The organism is Enterococcus sp. JNUCC 77, assembly GCF_054819945.1.
Window position 1 is genome coordinate 1,991,675 of the sequence record NZ_JBTHIG010000001.1, and the last position, 17,436, is coordinate 2,009,110.

Here is a 17,436-nt window from a genome sequence, read left to right on the forward strand (position 1 = left end):
TATTAAATGCTGTGACTAACTGATTCGTCAGTAATTTTTCCTAATTCAATTTGCATAGTGACATGATTCAAAGGAAAATTTTCAGTTAGTTGATGATCTAATTCTTCTATAAATTGATTGTAATTGTCAAGGTTTTCTCGGATGATATGCACAGTTAAAGCATTTTCTGTAGTACTCAAAGCCCAAATGTGTAGGTCATGAATACTTTTAACAGTTGGTTGCTGTAAAATAAATTTTTCAACTTCAGTATAATTTACAGACTTCGGTACTGCATCTAAAGATAAATCCAATGATTCTTTCAATAAACGCCAAGTACCAACAAAAATAATCACAGCTATAGCAATGCTAATAACTGGATCCAACCAATACCAATTTGTAAATTTAATAATAAAAGCGGCTACTACCACACCAACTGAAACCAAAGTATCTGCTGCCATGTGTAAAAAAGCGCCGCGAACATTTAAATCATGAGCTTGATCTTTCATAAATAAAAAAGCCGTAAAACCATTAATTAAGATTCCTACCCCCGCAACTAGCATCACACTATTTTCCTGAACCGGTTGCACATTTCCCAATCGTTGAAATGCTTCTAATAAAATACCGCCAACAGCTATCAATAAAAAGACTGCATTAAATAAAGCAGCTAAAATAGAACTCCTTTTATAACCGTACGTTCGATAATTATCACGGGTCCGTTGACTTAAAATCAAGGCCACCCAAGCTACTAATAAACCTAACACATCACTTAAGTTATGACCCGCATCAGCAATTAATGACAAAGAATTTGCAGTGAAGCCAATAGTTGCTTCAACGATTACGAAAACTAAATTTATTAACATACCTATTTTAAATGCGCGATTGATTTTTTGTTGACCATGATGATTCATTTTTTCTGCCTCTTTTTCATATGATTATTTTTTCATATGATACCACCGAAAATCAAAGAATACAATTGAATCAACACAGACCATTTTCACCTTAAATAATTAATTCAAAAAAACCTCTCGAATCAACGAGAGGTCGCAAATTATTCAATATTATCTTCGGCTTGCCAATGATTAATCGGTCCGAATTTATGACCAACAGCGATTTCTTTTTCAATTGCCGCATTGACAAACTTTTTAGCAATTCGAATGGCAGTTTCAATATCAGTCCCTTTTGCAATTTCTGCCGCGATGCATGCAGACAAGGTATCACCAGTGCCATTAATTCGATCGGTATGATGATAAGGTTCACTCAACCAAAAATCTTTGCCGTCGGCTAATAACACATAATCATTTACTCTGGCTTGTTGTGGATCGTCGTGACGTCCTTTAATCATGACATTTTTGGCACCTAATTTTTGTAGCTGTTTTGCTGCTTTGACATAATCGATTTCAGTTTGAATGTTTAGATTGGTTAGCTTTTGTGCTTCGTAAAAATTAGGAGTAATGACTGTTGCTAATGGAACCAATAATTTTTTTAAGGACTCAAAAGCTGCTTCTTCTAACAACATATTCCCGTGTTTAGTCATAATCACTGGATCAACAACTAACGGACCAAAATCATATTTTAGATAATTTTCGGCAACTGTCTCAATCAATTCAGTATTTGCCAACATACCTGTTTTACTGGCACGAATCTGATAATCTGCTGCCAATAATTCAAATTCCTTTGAAATAAAATCTGTAGGTAACAGAACTTGGGCAGCGATACCGTAAGAATTACCGGCGACACAAGCTGTCATAATAGACGTACCATACACTTTCCTTGCAAAAAAAGTGTGTAAATCAGCTTGCATACCTGCGCTACCGTCACTATCTGAACCTGCTATGGTTAATGCTTGGGGATATTCGTTTGCCATAATGTTCCTCCTAAAAAACTATTTGGAAAAATTATACCGCGTTAAAAATCCCTGTCGAATTATTTAATTTTTAACCAGTCTTGGCGAATATTTTCTACCAAGCGAATCATTCGTTTGCCAACTTCACTATATTGATCCGTTGGTAAATTAGCTAATGAAACCCGGACCGCCCAATCACTACTACCAAATGCGTCAGCCTTAAGTAACATCAAGCGTTCTTTTTCAGCTAAAGAAGTTAATAATTGAGTAATGGTCCAATTATTTCTTAAATAGTCAGAAAAATCTTTGCCATAACGAGTGTTAATCCAATTATTAAAATCAATTTCACAATAATAAGCTGTATCTAAAGATTCTAACGGTTCATCCAAACCTAACGTTTTATAAAGTAATTTTTCTCTTTCATGACAAATCGCCATCACTTCAGCTTTATAAGCCTCACCTTCATCTAGTAAAGAATATAGACTAAACATCGTCATCATCACTTGTTGGACTGAAGACAAGCCTGCTGCATGATTTAAAGCAACGTCTCGACTGTCAGCCACAATCCGGTCAATGAAAGAAATTTTTTCAGGCTCGGGAGAAACTGATGCGTATCGAGCATTTAAACTCTTACGATTTTTATCTCCTAAGCTGCGAATCAATTCATCAAAAATATTTTCTTGAGCGACTGCAATAGTACCAATACGCCAGCCTGTTGCACCAAAATATTTTGAATAAGAATAAATACAAGCCGTATTATACGGTAACTCACTGAATAAAGAAGTGAAATCAGGAACAAAAGTGCCATAAACATCATCAGTTAAAACCATTAAGTGGGGATGATCTTCAGCGACAATCTTTTTAATTTGATCGATTGTACTGCCACACATAGCATTTGCAGTTGGGTTACTTGGGTTCACTACAAAGACTGCTTTAATCGTTGGGTCTTTTAATTTATCAATTTCACTCGTGGCATATTGGTAAGTGCTCTTTCCTTCCATCACAGTTTGTTTGGCATGGATTTTCACTACATCAAATTGATATTGAGGTAACTCGGGAATCTCCAAATATGGCGCAAAGGTTGGTAACATTAAAGCAATCCGATCACCTTTACTCAACAAGAAATTATTCATTAAACTATCAAATAAATAACAAATTCCTGCTGTTCCGCCTTCAACCGCAAAAATATCAAAGGGAATTGTAGAATGAGAAAATAATTCTTGGTTCAAATATTTTTTAATCGGACCTTCAGCTGCGGGTAAACATCGAACTGGATTAGGATAGTTGTCGCCTATAATATAATCTAACATTTGGCTTAACCATTCTTCTCGCGGCATACCAAGGAAATTATTATCCGAGTACCAGATTTTTTTCAAAAAGTTAGCACCTTTTGAAGTTTGACCTGCTAAAAAGGTTTCAAAACGTTGACTGCGATTTTCACTTTGGTAAATTTGACCAGCCGTATAATTGCCGTCTGCATGTAAGGTTTCGCTAGTCGCAAATTGACCTAATAAAAAGAAAGCTTCACGGGGGGTTGGCGCTGTCCAGTTTGGATTTCCTCGTCCGGCATTTAATAATCCTTGAGTTTGGCCATTTTTGATTAGTTCTTGTTCTAAAGATAAGCTCAATTCAAAAGGACTCAACTTTTCTTTGGCTTCATCTTTTACAATCATTTTACTCGTCCTCCATATGTTTCTCTTGATACCTCTATTTGAACGCCATAACGCTTGTAATTCAAGTAAGAAGTCGCCTATTTAAGAGGAAACTTATTGTTTTCTTTGCAGGATAAAATGATTGCTAATATTCTGATAATTTAAAAAAAACTAAGCTTATTTTTAATTTGTAACATCCAGTTGTCAGATGAGAGTTTTTATTTTTTTCGATTATCTTTAATTTTTACTACTACGCGGAATTGTCTTTCTGGATGGCTCTCACGATTTGCATATTGAATGCGTGATTCAAATAAATCCCCATGACCAAAATACAACAATTTGCTTAACAAAGTATTGCGATCTTTTGGTACATAACCAATTTTTCGATCCTGATAAAAGATTGCAACAGCTTCTGGATCATAGGGATTGTCTGATTCTGCTATTAAAATCACTTCTTTGCCTAAAGATCATTCTTCAATCACTTCCAGACCCTCACCGTAAGCAAAACCAGCAACGTGAAAGTCCATTAAATGACGACTTTTTTCATAACTATGATCTTGCAATGATTTTAATAATTCTTCTTTGTTTAACATATCATCACCAGCTTCCTAATTAATTAAACGCTTACAATAATTTTAACATAAAATGACTGTCGAAAATGGTACCCTTCGACAGTCATGGATTAATTTGTGTGTTTCATCAGACGGTTAATATGCACCGCCAAATAAAAAGTTTCTTCATCTGGAATCCGACGTTCGTAGCTTTTTTCTAGATAATCTCGGACTTTCACGGCAATTTCAGCGGCTTCAGGAAATAAGGTCCACATTTGACCATGTAAGGCTTCCTCGCCTTCTTGTAATAAACCATCCGTGTAAAATCGTTCGACAAAAAAACGTACATGGGTAATAAAACGATTATAATGTAACGAATGAACATCAACTTCTTTTTGAATTGAATAGCGTACCAGATTGACAATCTCGCCAATCATTTTTGCTGAGCGAAAACTATCTGTCTGTTCATTATTTTCAGCATTGATTAAGTGAAACGCGATATTACTCGCTTCTTCTTCTGGTAAATCAATCTGATACAACTGATTTAGTTTTTCTAAGGCTGCTAATGATACTTGAAATTCTTTAGGATAATAATTTTTAATTTCCCAATGGAGTCGGTTGGTAATCTGCATCCCGCTTCTAGCTCGTTCAACCGCAAAGTGCAAGTGATCAGTCAAACTCAGATATAAATTATTATTTAATTCTTTGTTTAACTGTTTTTTTGCGTCATCAATAATATCTCGTGTCAGCTGAAAGAATTCGAAAGGAACTTCACTCACTAATTCAGCAATTTGCGAAGATTTTTGTTCAGTTGCTTCCAAGAAGATTTTGTCTACTTGTTCATCAGAAAGCTGCTCACCAGCTTTTTTCCCAAAGCCGATCCCTTTACCTAACGCAATCATTTCTTGCCCATCTTTTTCAACTAACACGACACTCGAATTTAATACTTTTTTGATTACGCTCACAAGCCTCTTCCCCTTTTATCAAAAATTATTCAGCTAAAGAAGCGCCATTTGTTTGAATTACTTTTTGATACCAGTAGAAAGAATCTTTGCGCATCCGATCATAAGTGCCATTGCCTTCATCATCGGCATCAACATAAATGAATCCGTAGCGTTTAGACACTTGAGAAGTCCCCGCACTGACTAAATCGATTGGCGCCCAGCTAGTATAGCCAACTAAATCAACGCCTTCATCAATGGCTTCTTTCATTTGTTTAAAATGAGCAGTGAAATATTCCATCCGGTAATCGTCATGGATTTTTCCATCTTCAATTTTATCTACTGCACCCATACCATTTTCAACAATCATTAATGGCACATTGTAGCGATCATATAATTCAATCAAGGAAATTTTTAACCCTTTAGGATCAATTTGCCAGCCCCATTCAGTTGATGGTAAGTAGGGATTTTTCACTCCTAAAACAGTATTTCCTGGTGTTCTTTCAGCATTTGGATCTGCTGACTCTGCCATCGACATATAATAACTAAATGACACAAAATCAACAGTATGTTCTTTCAATATTTCCTTATCGCCTTCAACCATTTCTGGCATCAAATTGCGTTTTTCTAAGTCCTTGATAATCATTCGTGGATATTCACCGAAAACTTGAACGTCGGCATAAAAATCATTTTCCAGGTTTTTCTTTAAAGTTAATTCTACATCTAAAGGTGCACATGTTAAGGGATAAGTCATTAGTTTGGTTAGCATACAACCAACTTGACTACCAGGAATTTTTTCATGGGCATCTTTTGTCACAAGGGCACTTGCCACAAATTGGTGATGCAACGCTTGATAAACATCAGCAATATAGCGTCCTTCGGCACTTTTATCAGGAATAATTCCCGCAGTAGTAAAAGGATGACGGTGAATACTATCAATCTCATTAAACGTCAACCAATACTTAACATATTTTCCAAATCGATCAAAACAAACATTTGAGAAACGAACAAAATCATCTACGACACGACGATCAACCCAACCATTAAATTTTAAGCTTAATGATACAGGCATTTCATAATGGGACAAAGTGACGATTGGTTCAATATTTAAACGTTCCATTTCTTTGAAGACATTTTCGTAAAAAGCGACACCCGCTTCATTTGGTTCTAACTCTTCACCAGTTGGAAATAATCTTGTCCAAGCAATCGATAAACGTAAAGTTTTAAATCCCATTTCAGCAAACAAAGCCAAATCTTCTTTATAACGATGATAAAAATCAATTCCGCGACGTTTTGGATAATCTTTATCTGTTTGATCAGCGATGGCAGCTTCAATCGATTCTGTTGAAACTTCCCAATGAGCAGCATAATTTGTATTATCGATATTTGGTTTGTAAGAAGCAATATCAGCCACCGACATTCCTTTACCGTCGACGTTCCAGCCTCCTTCAACTTGATTAGCAGCTACCGCGCCACCCCATAAAAATCCTTCTGGAAATGCATTGTTTGTCATAAAAAAGCTCCTTTATATTTTACACTATTTTTTAATCTTAAGCTAAACTGATTGCCAATAAATCTGATTCATTGGTTACTTCTTTTTCTGTCTCTAAAGAAGCCACGTTAAATTTATCATGGTTGGTGACTACATAAATTACTGTTGGATCAAAACCTGCAGCTTCAATTTTTGCAATATCAAATTCAATTAGCAATTGACCTTTTTTCACTTGATCACCTGCTTGAACTTTTGGCGTAAAGCCATCACCTTGCATTTGAACTGTATCAATCCCAATATGAAATAAAATTTCAGCACCACTATCTAACCGTAAGCCTAGTGCGTGACCTGTTTCAAAAACCATTGTAACTTCCGCATCAGCTGGTGCATACAACTTTCCTTCTTCAGGAAGAATACCGACACCGCTGCCTACCATACCACTAGAAAAAACTTCATCTTTTACTTCACTTAAAGGAATCACTTTACCAGTTAAAGGACTTGCTAACGTTTCAGTATAATCTGAAGATAAATTTGTTGGCATTTCAGTTTTTTCAACTGTTTCTTCCACTTTTGCATCTTTAAAGAAGATTAAAGTAATGACAAATGACAACACAAAGGACAATCCTAAAACAACAAAGGCCCAAACTAAATTCATTGCATCAGAAGGATCAGCGTACATTGTGATACTAGCAAGTCCGGGTCCCACCAAAGCAAAAGCTCGAATTGCTGTTAACCCAGCAACTGCACCGCCGATTAAACTGGATGCCATCACAGCATATAATACCCGTTTGTGTAAAATGGTAACTCCATAAAGCGCCGGTTCAGTGATCCCAAACAAAGCAGAAATCCCAGCTGAAACTGCTGTAGCTTTTAGTTTTTTGTCTTTGGTTCTTAAACTAACAGCAAAACTAGCACCTGATTCAGAAATATTATGAGCTAACGATGCTGGTAAATATAGTAATTCCATTCCTAACTCACTCATTGAAGAGACAGCATAAGGAATCATTGCTTTGTGCATCCCAGTAACAACCATTAATGGTAAAACGGCCGCTAATAATCCAGTTGCTACCCAACCAAGTTGATTGTATAAAGCGACAATCACACCAGAGAAAATTGTCCCGATATTAAAACCTAATGGGCCTAAAATTAATAAAGCCACCGGTGCAGTAATTAATAAACTCATCATTGGTACAAAGAAAATTCGAATTGATTTGAAAGAGTATTTAGTAAAGAATTTTTCCATTACTGCATAAAATAAAACGGTTAAAATTGCTGGAAAAACTTGTGAACCATAATCAATGTTTTCTATCCCAAAAGACAATAATGACGTGCCTTCAGTAATTAAAGCAGTCAAACTAGGTAAAATCATGACACCAACGACCGAAACAGCCACCAGTTCATTAACCTTCAATTTCCGTGCTGTTGTAATGGCTACTAAAATCGGTAAGAAATAAAGTGGTGCACCTCCGATTTGGTATAATACTTGGTAAGTTTGACTTTGATCACTCATTACGCCGACAAGTGATGCCAACAATAGTAATGAACGTAAAATCCCACCTCCAGCAATAGCTGGAATTAATGGTTGGAAAACGGAAATAATAAAGTCTAAGATAACTGCGCCAATTTTTTGCTTTTCTTTGGGTCCGTCATCGTTACCGGTTGTACTTGCACCGTCACCGATTAAATTTTTAACTTGATCAAAAACCTCTACTACTTCGTTACCAATAATTACTTGCAATTGAACGTTTTGGCGAACACCCATAACGCCATCAATTTTTCCTAACGCTTCTTCATTGGCTTTGCTTTTATCTTTTAACGTAAAACGTAATCTTGTAGAACAATGTTCTAAATGGGCAACATTTTCTTTGCCGCCGATTTCTTCAACGATTTCTTTTGCGGTTTCTTGGTAATTCATACGATTCCCTCATTTCTAAATTTTATTGCATTCACTTGGCCGAATGAATACAAAAAAGGCAGAACTTAAATAAATCGACATTACGCCCATAAAGAAACGTAATAACAACTTATTTAGGTCCTGCCTGCATTACCAGTCACATGCCTGTATCAATGTCTGTATATTAGCATGGATTTTTTGAAAACGCAAACAGTTTTTTTGAAATAAATCAAAAAAGAAATGGCACATGATTTTCACATGCCATCCCTTTTACACTTCTAACATTTTTTCCGCAATCATTCCTTCAGTTTCAATTCCGGCTGTCTCCAAATCAGAATAAATTTTGCCGTCTTTTAAAAAGATTACTTTTTTTGCACTGTTGGCAACTTTACTATCATGGGTAATCATTAAGATAGTGACACCTAATTCTTGATTGATTTTTTTGAAAATTGCTAAAACTTCTGCGCCAGCATTGCTGTCTAAGTTTCCCGTAGGTTCGTCTGCCATAATAATCTTAGGTTGATTTACTAGAGCGCGACAAATGGCTGTTCGCTGTTTTTCACCTACAGATAATTCTTGAGGAAATTTATTCAATAGTGGTCGCAAACGCAGTGTATCAATCAAACTAGCTAGATAATTTTCAGCTTCTTCTGGTGAACGTTTATCTAGAATCGCCGGGAGCAACATGTTTTCCCGAACGGTAATACTTTCCATCAACTGAAAATCCTGAAAGACAAAACCTAATTTCTTTCGGCGTATATCTGATAATTCGTCTTGATAGAGACTCCAAGTATTTTTTCCTTCAAAAAAGACTTCACCACTGGAGGGAAAATTGATTAGGCCTAGAATTTTCATTAAGGTAGTCTTCCCACAACCGGAGCGACCCATAATACTTATATAATCACCCTCATTAATCGTTAAATCTATGCCCTTTAAAACTTCCTGCTGATCATAATGATGAAAAATTTCTTTGGCTGTGATAATTGCTGTCATTTACTCACCCACTTCATTATTTGATTGCCAAACACTCGATAGACTAGATACCAAACGGCGGCGTAACAACTATCAACGATTATTATCCGCCAGAAAAATTGCAGACTTTCTTGTTGATTAAAAAATCTAATATTGGTCATAATGAAAATGAACACTATGCCAATTAGCCCCGCCATAATTAATGGTAGCCAGAAAAATAAACGCAATTGTTGATTCAAAATTTTTCGCCGTTCTTTTTCTCTTGCTCCTAAAAGTAGTAGTAAGTTTTGCTTTTCAGTCCAGAAATCTTTTTCACCTAAATACTTGGTCAACAACAAACTAAAGCTCAATAACAAACTGATAACTAATAAGAAGACTAGCACAATCATTTCTAGATTATTTTCATTTTTTACATCTATCTCTTGTTGATCCTTCCAATAATAAGGTTGGATTTTTTCATCCCAACGTCGGTCTGATGCATATTTTTGATCGATAAATTGTAGTTCATCAACCATTTTCTTCCCGTGATTGGTTTGAATAAGTACCAATTTCTGTTGTGTTTTAGGAAATGCCTCATCGGCTAAAACAACTAGATTTTCTTGTAATCCCCGTTGAAACATACCCGTCAGAATATTTCGTTCCTGACTTTTAATATCCCGCATTGGAAAGATTCGATCAATATCATTGGTATCATAAAAATCTAATGGTGTCCCGATTCTTAGCCGCGGTTCTTTACTACCAGGATCCCAATCAATTGGTTGTGCTGAGACATTTATTCCTTGCTGATAAACCACATGCCACTGGTTCCTTTTTAAATTTAAAGGTTGTTCTTTTTCACCAACCAATTTCCTTAATTTCTGATAAGTTGTTTCTGAAATTCCTATCTGCTGCCCTTGAATATACATAATCGGTCGGGCGACACCATAGATTTCTGGATCAGAATCTCCATCAACTGAAGTGATCGGTACCATCGGAAAAGTCAGTAGATTTCCTTGATATTTTTGACTTATTTTTTCAAGTTGGGGCAATTCTTCATTATGAATCTTCGCCACAATATCATAAGGAAATAATTGATCCACTTGCACCATTTCACCAGTAATCAGTCGTGGTAACAAAAAACCTAAGCTAAAGACTTGTAACAAAATTAAGATAATAATCAAGTTTGCACTTTTTCGGAAGCGGTAAGTAAAATCATTGAAGGTTAAAAAATGCTGTAAATAGTCTCGGCGTTTTTGTAACCATGCAATAAAAATTTTTAACAAGCCATTCACCAAGCCGATTAGCCCAATCGCTAAAGTAATCAGTACTAAGTATGTTTCGGCTGATTTTCGCCGGGCAAACCACCAAAAAGTAATACCTAAAAAAAGCAGACCAATCAATAACCAGATTATTTTCCCACGAAAATTAATGCGTGCTACCTTCTGAGTACTTTTAGGCTTAAATTGTAACAATCGTAAGGTCTTTTCTTGATGAAAACCCAAAGTTATAACTGCCAAAAAAAGTTGAATCAAAATTGCTAAAAGATACGTCCAAAAATCCAAACGAATCAAAGGAAGGGTTACAATTATACCAACAACAACTGAAACACCAACACAAATCAAATACTCTCGAATCAACATCCACAAAAAGGTTTTACGGCGGATCCCTAAAAGAAACCATAATTCTCCATGATTTTCTTTAAAGGTTAAATACATCCCATTGATAAAGGTTAAAAATATAATCAATAATAAAACCAAAATACCACCAGACTCAATAAAAATCGGCAATAACCCAGTTTTATCAAATATACTTTGCTGACTTTGTCCCGCCGAAAAAGAACGGTACGAAAAAATTAACAATGCAATTGAAAGATACGAAACAAAATTAGCCGCTGACAAGATCAATAGATTTTGGCGGTAAAAGAAAAGATTTTTATTAATAATCTGTTTAAACAAACTGGGATATTTTCCTTTAAAGGCTAATCGTTGTTCTTTATCCAGTTTTTCTGCTTTATTTTTACGGGTTTGCTCAGCATATTGCTGATCTCGTTCTTCTTTTCCTTCCAGATAACGCATTAAGAGAAATTCTAATAACGCCAAAATCGGCATTGGCAAAACTCCCGGGCTAGCTGTAAAGAATGAAAATTGTCCTAGGAAAAAGATGGCAAAAAATAAAGCAACATTTTTTATCATCGGTAAGATTTTAGTTTTTTTCCTAAAAGTCAAAACAACAGCATCCAAAAAGCTGGCTATAATCACCAATATTAAAAAACCCGTGCCAATCTCTGCCTCGATTCCTACTGGAAATTGCGTTGTCCAAAAATGCGAGAAATTTCCACTAGTTAGACTTTCTGTCCATAAACCAATCAAAGTAAATTTCCCAGTATTACCATTTATCACTGGTAAAAATAACCCTAAAACAAATAATAGATAACCATTAACAATTGCTATTTTCCTCATTAATTTGCCCACTCATTCCCCTCCTCACAGGAAACGCTTTCACTATGAGCTTACCACGTAAATTTATTAAAACAAATGGTATTTTACCTACATTTAACTTTATTTTTACTAAAAAATTACATACTTACTTTATACTGAAAACAACGAAGGCAAATAGCTGAAATCTTAAGATTCTCAAAAATCATAAGTAAAAAGAATAGCTAAATTTTTTAATTTGTGTCATAATAACAATGGAATTTCGTTATCAGCGTAATAGTTGCCTTTCGTTTAGATCAAGAAAGGAGAATGAATATGACATTCTATAACACTGAATTAAAATATCGAGTAACACTAAATACTGATTTAAATCTATTTATTGTATTTAATGAAGCTGACGCAAACCAATTTGCGACTGGTGTTACTATCGAACAAGCAGTACAAGAACTAAAAAAAATCGCATAAGGAGTGTAATTCTCACATGAACGATTCCAGTTCTATGTAAAGGCATCTACTGAAGACTAGCGGTAGATGCCTTTTTTGTTGTCCAAAAAAAACTGCCAAATAATTTTGACAGTTTTACTTTACTAAATTTTTCACCATGATTAAATCTGTCTGCGGATCATCCCCCATTACAAAAGTATGGGCAGAAAAATATTCAAATCCTAGTGACTCATAAAAGGCCCGAGCTTTTGGATTTTGATCCCATACTCCTAACCAAATAATTTCTTTTCCTTGTTTTCGTGCCATATCAATTGCTGTTTCAATTAAAAAGCGTCCTAAGCCGTGACGTTTAAATTGACTTAAAATATAGATTCGTTCCACTTCTAAGCCATTATCTAGGATGCTTTCAGTTTGAGTAGAGCCAACATTTAATTTTAAATAGCCAGCTAGCTGTTCTTCAAAATATATAAAATAAAAAGTTGACTCAGAATTAGTCAATTCATCCGTCAATTTTTCAATTGTATAAGCTTCAGACAGATAAGCTTTCATATTTTCAGCAGTATTTCCTGCAGCAAAAGTATCAGTGAAGGTTGTTATACTTAGTTCTTGTAAAATCTTCACATCTGAAACTGTCATTTTTTTTAGTTTTTTTGTCATACTGATTCCCCCAAAATTAATCCACTAGACTTCTCCATGTTTTCAAAGCTTGTTTCATCCCAAACACATTGTGGACTCGGACAATTTCGATCCCTTGATTTAACAAAAAGAGTGAAGCCGTCACTGAACCAAAATCCCGCTGATCTGCTTGTTCTTCTCCCGTCAAGTGACCAATCGTCCGTTTGCGAGAAATCCCATACAAGATAGGGTAATTTTCAAAACGATATTTTTCAGGGTACCGCACCAACTCAATATTTTCTGCCGCTGATTTGCCAAAACCCACACCGGGATCAAAACAAATATTCGCCAGTGAAATCCCGACTTTTTCGCATAATGCAATTTTCTCAGCATAAAAATCAGCCAATCCTACAGCCAAGCTTTGTGAATTTCTTTTTCTCGAATGCATAATAATTATTTTGACTTCAGGATATTTCGCTAAGGTTTCTGCCATATCAGGCGTATCCAAACCTTTTATATCATTGATGATGCTTGCTCCTGCTTGAATAGCCCCTTTAGCAACCTCAGGAAAATAAGTATCCACTGAGATTGGTACCGCCAAACTTTTTAATCCTTCAATTACAGGTATAATTCTCGCTAATTCAATTTCTGGCGACACTTCCTGATATCCCGGGCGAGTCGATTGACCACCAATATCTAAAATATCTGCACCATCAGCTACTAATTGCTTCCCGTGGGCAATGGCCGCAGCCACATCACTATATTTTCCACCGTCAGAAAATGAATCTGGAGTAACATTCACAATCCCCATAATTTGATCTTTTTTTGTAAAATCCATTGATCAATCTCCTTTGATTTTCAGCAATATTTTTTTTAGCGCTTGAATTCTTGGACTATAATGTGCTCTTTCAAAGTCGGTCATTTCAGCCAAAGTTTTATTTAGTGCAGGAATTTTTATAATCGAATCAAAACCATAGCCCATAGTCCCTTTTGGTGGGACGATTTCTCCCACTAGACTGGCTTCACTGGTCAGATAATTGCTCTCATCCATTAAATAAACCAGTGTGGCTTTTAATGTGACTTTTTTTGAAGTTTTCGTATTTTGAAATAAAGCCAAAATTTCTTGATTTTGATCTAACGGATCACTACTTTTGAAAAAACGCTGCGTCTTCAAGCCTAAAATTTCAGGAAAGGCGACCAATTCTAAACCACCATCATCCGCTAAAACTGGTTGTTTCAGTTTCGCTTGATAAAACTTGGCTTTTAAGTAGGCATTCTCAAAATAAGTCTGTCCTGCTTCTTGTGGTTTTTCAGCAATCTGCGAGTATTTTTGATAAGATACTAAGGAAATATTTGAATCATAAATGCCTTGCTGCATCTCTAGTAATTTTCCTTGATTATTGGTAGCGACTATTATTTCCATTACTTAAGCGCCTGTAAAAAATCTTGTTTCCAATCACGATCTTCTTTAAAAATTCCAGTATAATGGTAAGTCTTCGTCAAACTATGGGGCGTTTTTGCGCCACGAATAGTCATACACATATGTTCAGCCTCAATTGCAATGGCGATACCTTGATTAGGAATATTAGCAGCCAATTTTTCTGCAATCATCACAGTCAAATCTTCTTGGACGCTTGGACGTTTTGAGCAATAATCCACTAGTCTCGGAATTTTACTTAGACCAATCACTTTGCCACCAGCTGGAACATAGGCTAAGTGAACTTTGCCATAAAATGGTAACAAATGATGCTCACACATCGAATAAAACTGAATATTTTTCACTAAAACCATATCGTCTTCATTTTTGCTATCAAACAATTTATAGTCATCAAATGCTGGTGTCATCAGTCCACTAAAAATTTCCTGATACATTTTTGCTACCCGTTTCGGAGTTTCTAATAAACCAGTCCGTTCTGGATCTTCACCGATAGCTGTTAATATTTCTTTCACTGCATTTTCAATAATTTGTTCTTTTTCGCTGTCCATCTCTACCATTCCTTTGTGCTTAGTTTCACTTCATTTTGATTGCCTGATGCGTTAATCCAATAATCAATCGGTTCTCCCAAGAGGTTCTTTTCTCGATAAATATCTTTCAAAGGAATTAAAACAAAAGAACGTTTAGTTAATTCCACGTGGGGGATTTTCAATATCGGTAGATCAATCTTTTCATCACCGTATAATAAAATATCAATATCTAGCGTTCGTGGTCCCCAATGAATCATCCGTTGACGTCCCAAGTCTGCCTCCACTTGATGAATAGCTGTCAATAATTCCTCAGGTGTTAAGCTCGTTTCCACCAAAATTGCACCGTTTAGAAAATCATCTTGCACCACATCTCCATAAGGTTTCGTCTCGTATAACTTAGAAGAGGCCAATAAAGAAATGTCGGATCTTTCTGCCAGTAGTGTTCGACCTTTTTTTAAGGTAGCTAAAGAATCACCTAGGTTGCTACCAAAAGCTAAATAACTAAGCATGATTAAACTCTCTTTCCATTTCAATCTCAATATGATCAAAATTTCCCGGCATCGGTACTGAATATTTGCGTACCTTGACTATTGCTTTAGTCAATTGTCCGCCAAAATTTTCTTCAATGACATCTAAAATTGCCGAAACCAAGGCTTCCATTAAATCAAAACTTTTTGATGGAACCAGTCTACTAACTTTTTCAGTTACTTCAGCATAACTAACTGTATCTGCAACATTATCTGATTTTCCTGCTTTTTTTAAGGACGTCTGCATTTCAATATCTAAAGCAATTTGTTGCCCTAATTTTTTTTCTTCCGGTAAAACACCATTATAGGTATAAAAACGTAAATTTTTAATTCGAATCTTATCCATTTCAATTAACTCCTTTAAAAAAATAGCATGTACGCTAATCATAGCAAAACTACTAGATTCCGACCATTAAAAGAGTAAATAGAATCAAAAATATTCTTCTAATAAAAAAAAGATCTATTAAAGAACGGTATCCCTTAGATGCAAACCTTGACGATAAGCATATATTAAAGGACCGATTTTTAATAGATCAGCTATTTCAATTAGATCATGGCAAACAATTGTTTATTGACCATACCAGCCAATACCTTCATCACGCCAACCTTGTTTTACTAAATTGTTATGTTCATTCGTATTTTTGGTGTAATGGTGGGTTCCAGTCTTTGCATTTGGATTATACAAACGATAAAGAGTGGTTGAACCGCCAGAGTACCAACAACGACCTTCATATTTCCAGCCAGATTTTACTAAATGATCTTTTTCGTCGGCAGCCAAAGTATAATGGTGATCGCCAGAGTTTGGATTATATAAACGATAAACTTCAGAACCAGACTTAGGAGATTGCCATTCAACACCTTCATAATTCCAACCGACAGAATCCAACCAATTTTTTTCTTTGGCATCATTCGTGTAAAAATGCTCGCCACTATTTGGATTGTACAAACGATACATGGAATTTGAATTTGTATTATCATATTGAGTCAGATTATAACTTTCAATTACACTATTTAAGGTACTAGCATAAGTAGGCGAAGTTGCGTAACGCCCCTGCAAATAGGCTGTTGCATCTTTGTAAGAATTTGTATTACTTTTCCATGCTCCTGCATAAAAATAAACGCCACTACTAAAAGAAGTCGTTTTAATAACTTTAACATTGTCTAATAAAGATTCCGCATAAGAGGGATATTTTCTAAATGCTGCATCAATTGTAATCCATTCTCCATTAACGTATTCTTGGGTTTTAAAGGTCACCGATTGACCGTTATAATTACCTTTAATTCCAAATAAATTATAATTTGGTGCTGCTGCTAACGCACTTTGACCCCAGCCACTTTCAATAATGGCTTGAGCAATCATTACTGATGCATACATATCATTTTCAGCAGCTAAAGTTCTAGCTGAAGGTGCCACGCTATCAATAAACACTTGTTGATAAGAACTTGCTGCTCGTGTATTTGATGTTGCGCCCAAAACATTTGCTGGATGGGTTGTTTCTATATTTTCTCCATTTGTTAGAGGATTTTCAGTCGTCTCACCAACAATAATTGAATTTTGTTCAGTCGCTTCTTCTACGTTTGTGTCATCAAGAATTTCTTCAGCAAAAACGGTCGTTTGGCTCGCTGCAACAGTACTCAAAACAACTGCGCTAAATAATAGTTTTTGAATTTTCATTTTTTCCTCCTAAAGATTAGCTAGATTGTCATTTTTTTCAGCTAATATTTACAGTTCAATTCATTTTACCTTGATAAATTGAAGAAATCGTTTCAGTTATGTTACAAACGTATTATTTTTAATCGAACACCTGGACTTGGACAAATCCCCACTGAGTTGGAATGTAGTAGCCGTTAACTGATTCATGTTTCAGTGTGCTAGTAACTAAAAAGCCCGTAATATGATAAAGTTTTTGATCATCCATGCTCGTTGTCCGACCAGTTTTTTTCAATAACTCTTCTAAATCTCTTTTAGGCATCAGATAATAATGGAAATCCTGTCCCTTTAAATGTTCAGAGGAAATCGCGCCTTTAAACGTGATTTTTTTCTTTAATTCTTCTTCAGTGAATTTTAATTTAACTGGTGTTAATGTTAACTCTTGAAACTCAATCGTCTCTGACAATAAAAACGCCTCCTTAAAACTTAATTTTTA

The 17,436-nt window shown here is 35.4% G+C and carries 19 protein-coding genes; 1 reads left to right on the plus strand and 18 read right to left on the minus strand.

Translation table 11 applies throughout. The features are described from left to right. Positions 1–2 precede the first annotated feature (2 nt). The 10 genes from ACVWNY_RS09740 to ACVWNY_RS09785 form a co-directional block, all read right to left on the minus strand. The gene (locus ACVWNY_RS09740) at positions 3–887 is read right to left on the minus strand and encodes a cation diffusion facilitator family transporter (RefSeq protein WP_218326881.1); all 885 of its coding nucleotides are present in this window, start codon (positions 885–887) and stop codon (positions 3–5) included. A gap of 140 nt (positions 888–1,027) precedes the next feature. Next, positions 1,028–1,843 (minus strand): bifunctional hydroxymethylpyrimidine kinase/phosphomethylpyrimidine kinase, encoded by an 816-nt coding sequence (thiD, locus tag ACVWNY_RS09745; protein ID WP_218326882.1) that lies wholly within the window; start codon positions 1,841–1,843, stop codon positions 1,028–1,030. 59 nt (positions 1,844–1,902) lie between these two features. Beyond that, positions 1,903–3,495, minus strand: coding sequence for an aspartate 4-decarboxylase (gene aspD / locus ACVWNY_RS09750; RefSeq protein WP_218326883.1), 1,593 nt, complete (start codon positions 3,493–3,495; stop codon positions 1,903–1,905). 197 nt (positions 3,496–3,692) lie between these two features. Further along, positions 3,693–3,926, minus strand: coding sequence for an HIRAN domain-containing protein (locus tag ACVWNY_RS09755; protein ID WP_343214725.1), 234 nt, complete (start codon positions 3,924–3,926; stop codon positions 3,693–3,695). Between the two features lie 15 nt (positions 3,927–3,941). Then, positions 3,942–4,067, minus strand: coding sequence for a hypothetical protein (locus ACVWNY_RS09760; RefSeq protein ID WP_281419038.1), 126 nt, complete (start codon positions 4,065–4,067; stop codon positions 3,942–3,944). Between the two features lie 89 nt (positions 4,068–4,156). Then, positions 4,157–4,990: a PRD domain-containing protein gene (locus ACVWNY_RS09765; RefSeq protein ID WP_218326884.1), complete on the minus strand. Its 834-nt coding sequence runs from the start codon at positions 4,988–4,990 to the stop codon at positions 4,157–4,159. Positions 4,991–5,015: 25 nt separating this feature from the next. Continuing rightward, the gene (locus ACVWNY_RS09770; RefSeq protein ID WP_218326885.1) at positions 5,016–6,479 is read right to left on the minus strand and encodes a glycoside hydrolase family 1 protein; all 1,464 of its coding nucleotides are present in this window, start codon (positions 6,477–6,479) and stop codon (positions 5,016–5,018) included. A 37-nt stretch (positions 6,480–6,516) separates the two neighbouring features. After that, positions 6,517–8,373 (minus strand): beta-glucoside-specific PTS transporter subunit IIABC, encoded by a 1,857-nt coding sequence (locus ACVWNY_RS09775; protein WP_218326886.1) that lies wholly within the window; start codon positions 8,371–8,373, stop codon positions 6,517–6,519. A gap of 249 nt (positions 8,374–8,622) precedes the next feature. After that, positions 8,623–9,345, minus strand: a complete 723-nt coding sequence (locus ACVWNY_RS09780; protein WP_218326887.1) for an ABC transporter ATP-binding protein — start codon at positions 9,343–9,345, stop codon at positions 8,623–8,625. Further along, positions 9,342–11,774, minus strand: coding sequence for a hypothetical protein (locus tag ACVWNY_RS09785; protein WP_218326888.1), 2,433 nt, complete (start codon positions 11,772–11,774; stop codon positions 9,342–9,344). Before ACVWNY_RS09785 ends, ACVWNY_RS09780 begins: the two co-directional genes overlap by 4 nt. A 279-nt stretch (positions 11,775–12,053) precedes the next feature. Here ACVWNY_RS09785 and ACVWNY_RS09790 point away from each other — a divergent pair, with 279 nt between their 5' ends. Further along, positions 12,054–12,203 carry a hypothetical protein gene (locus tag ACVWNY_RS09790; RefSeq protein ID WP_218326889.1) on the plus strand — a complete coding sequence of 50 codons (150 nt, stop codon included), beginning with the start codon at positions 12,054–12,056 and terminating at the stop codon, positions 12,201–12,203. A gap of 114 nt (positions 12,204–12,317) precedes the next feature. Here ACVWNY_RS09790 and ACVWNY_RS09795 read toward each other — a convergent pair whose 3' ends face one another. The 8 genes from ACVWNY_RS09795 to ACVWNY_RS09830 all read right to left on the minus strand — a co-directional run bounded on the left by ACVWNY_RS09795 (position 12,318) and on the right by ACVWNY_RS09830 (position 17,406). Then, the gene (locus ACVWNY_RS09795; RefSeq protein WP_218326890.1) at positions 12,318–12,839 is read right to left on the minus strand and encodes a GNAT family N-acetyltransferase; all 522 of its coding nucleotides are present in this window, start codon (positions 12,837–12,839) and stop codon (positions 12,318–12,320) included. Positions 12,840–12,855: 16 nt separating this feature from the next. Continuing rightward, the gene (gene folP / locus ACVWNY_RS09800; protein WP_246601528.1) at positions 12,856–13,635 is read right to left on the minus strand and encodes a dihydropteroate synthase; all 780 of its coding nucleotides are present in this window, start codon (positions 13,633–13,635) and stop codon (positions 12,856–12,858) included. A 3-nt stretch (positions 13,636–13,638) separates the two neighbouring features. Beyond that, positions 13,639–14,220: a non-canonical purine NTP pyrophosphatase gene (locus tag ACVWNY_RS09805; RefSeq protein WP_218326891.1), complete on the minus strand. Its 582-nt coding sequence runs from the start codon at positions 14,218–14,220 to the stop codon at positions 13,639–13,641. After that, positions 14,220–14,792, minus strand: a complete 573-nt coding sequence (folE, locus tag ACVWNY_RS09810) for a GTP cyclohydrolase I FolE (RefSeq protein ID WP_425514622.1) — start codon at positions 14,790–14,792, stop codon at positions 14,220–14,222. Before folE ends, ACVWNY_RS09805 begins: the two co-directional genes overlap by 1 nt. Next, on the minus strand, positions 14,786–15,271 hold the full coding sequence (gene folK, locus ACVWNY_RS09815) for a 2-amino-4-hydroxy-6-hydroxymethyldihydropteridine diphosphokinase (RefSeq protein ID WP_218326893.1): 486 nt from the start codon (positions 15,269–15,271) through the stop codon (positions 14,786–14,788). Before folK ends, folE begins: the two co-directional genes overlap by 7 nt. Next, complete coding sequence (gene folB, locus ACVWNY_RS09820) at positions 15,264–15,635, minus strand: dihydroneopterin aldolase (RefSeq protein WP_218326894.1); 372 nt, start codon at positions 15,633–15,635, stop codon at positions 15,264–15,266. The genes folK and folB overlap by 8 nt, the downstream gene beginning before the upstream one ends. A gap of 222 nt (positions 15,636–15,857) precedes the next feature. Beyond that, a complete protein-coding gene (locus ACVWNY_RS09825; RefSeq protein WP_218326895.1) occupies positions 15,858–16,964 on the minus strand; it encodes a glycoside hydrolase family 73 protein in 1,107 nt (368 codons plus the stop codon). A gap of 118 nt (positions 16,965–17,082) precedes the next feature. Continuing rightward, a complete protein-coding gene (locus ACVWNY_RS09830) occupies positions 17,083–17,406 on the minus strand; it encodes a hypothetical protein (protein ID WP_218326896.1) in 324 nt (107 codons plus the stop codon). Positions 17,407–17,436: the final 30 nt, after the last annotated feature.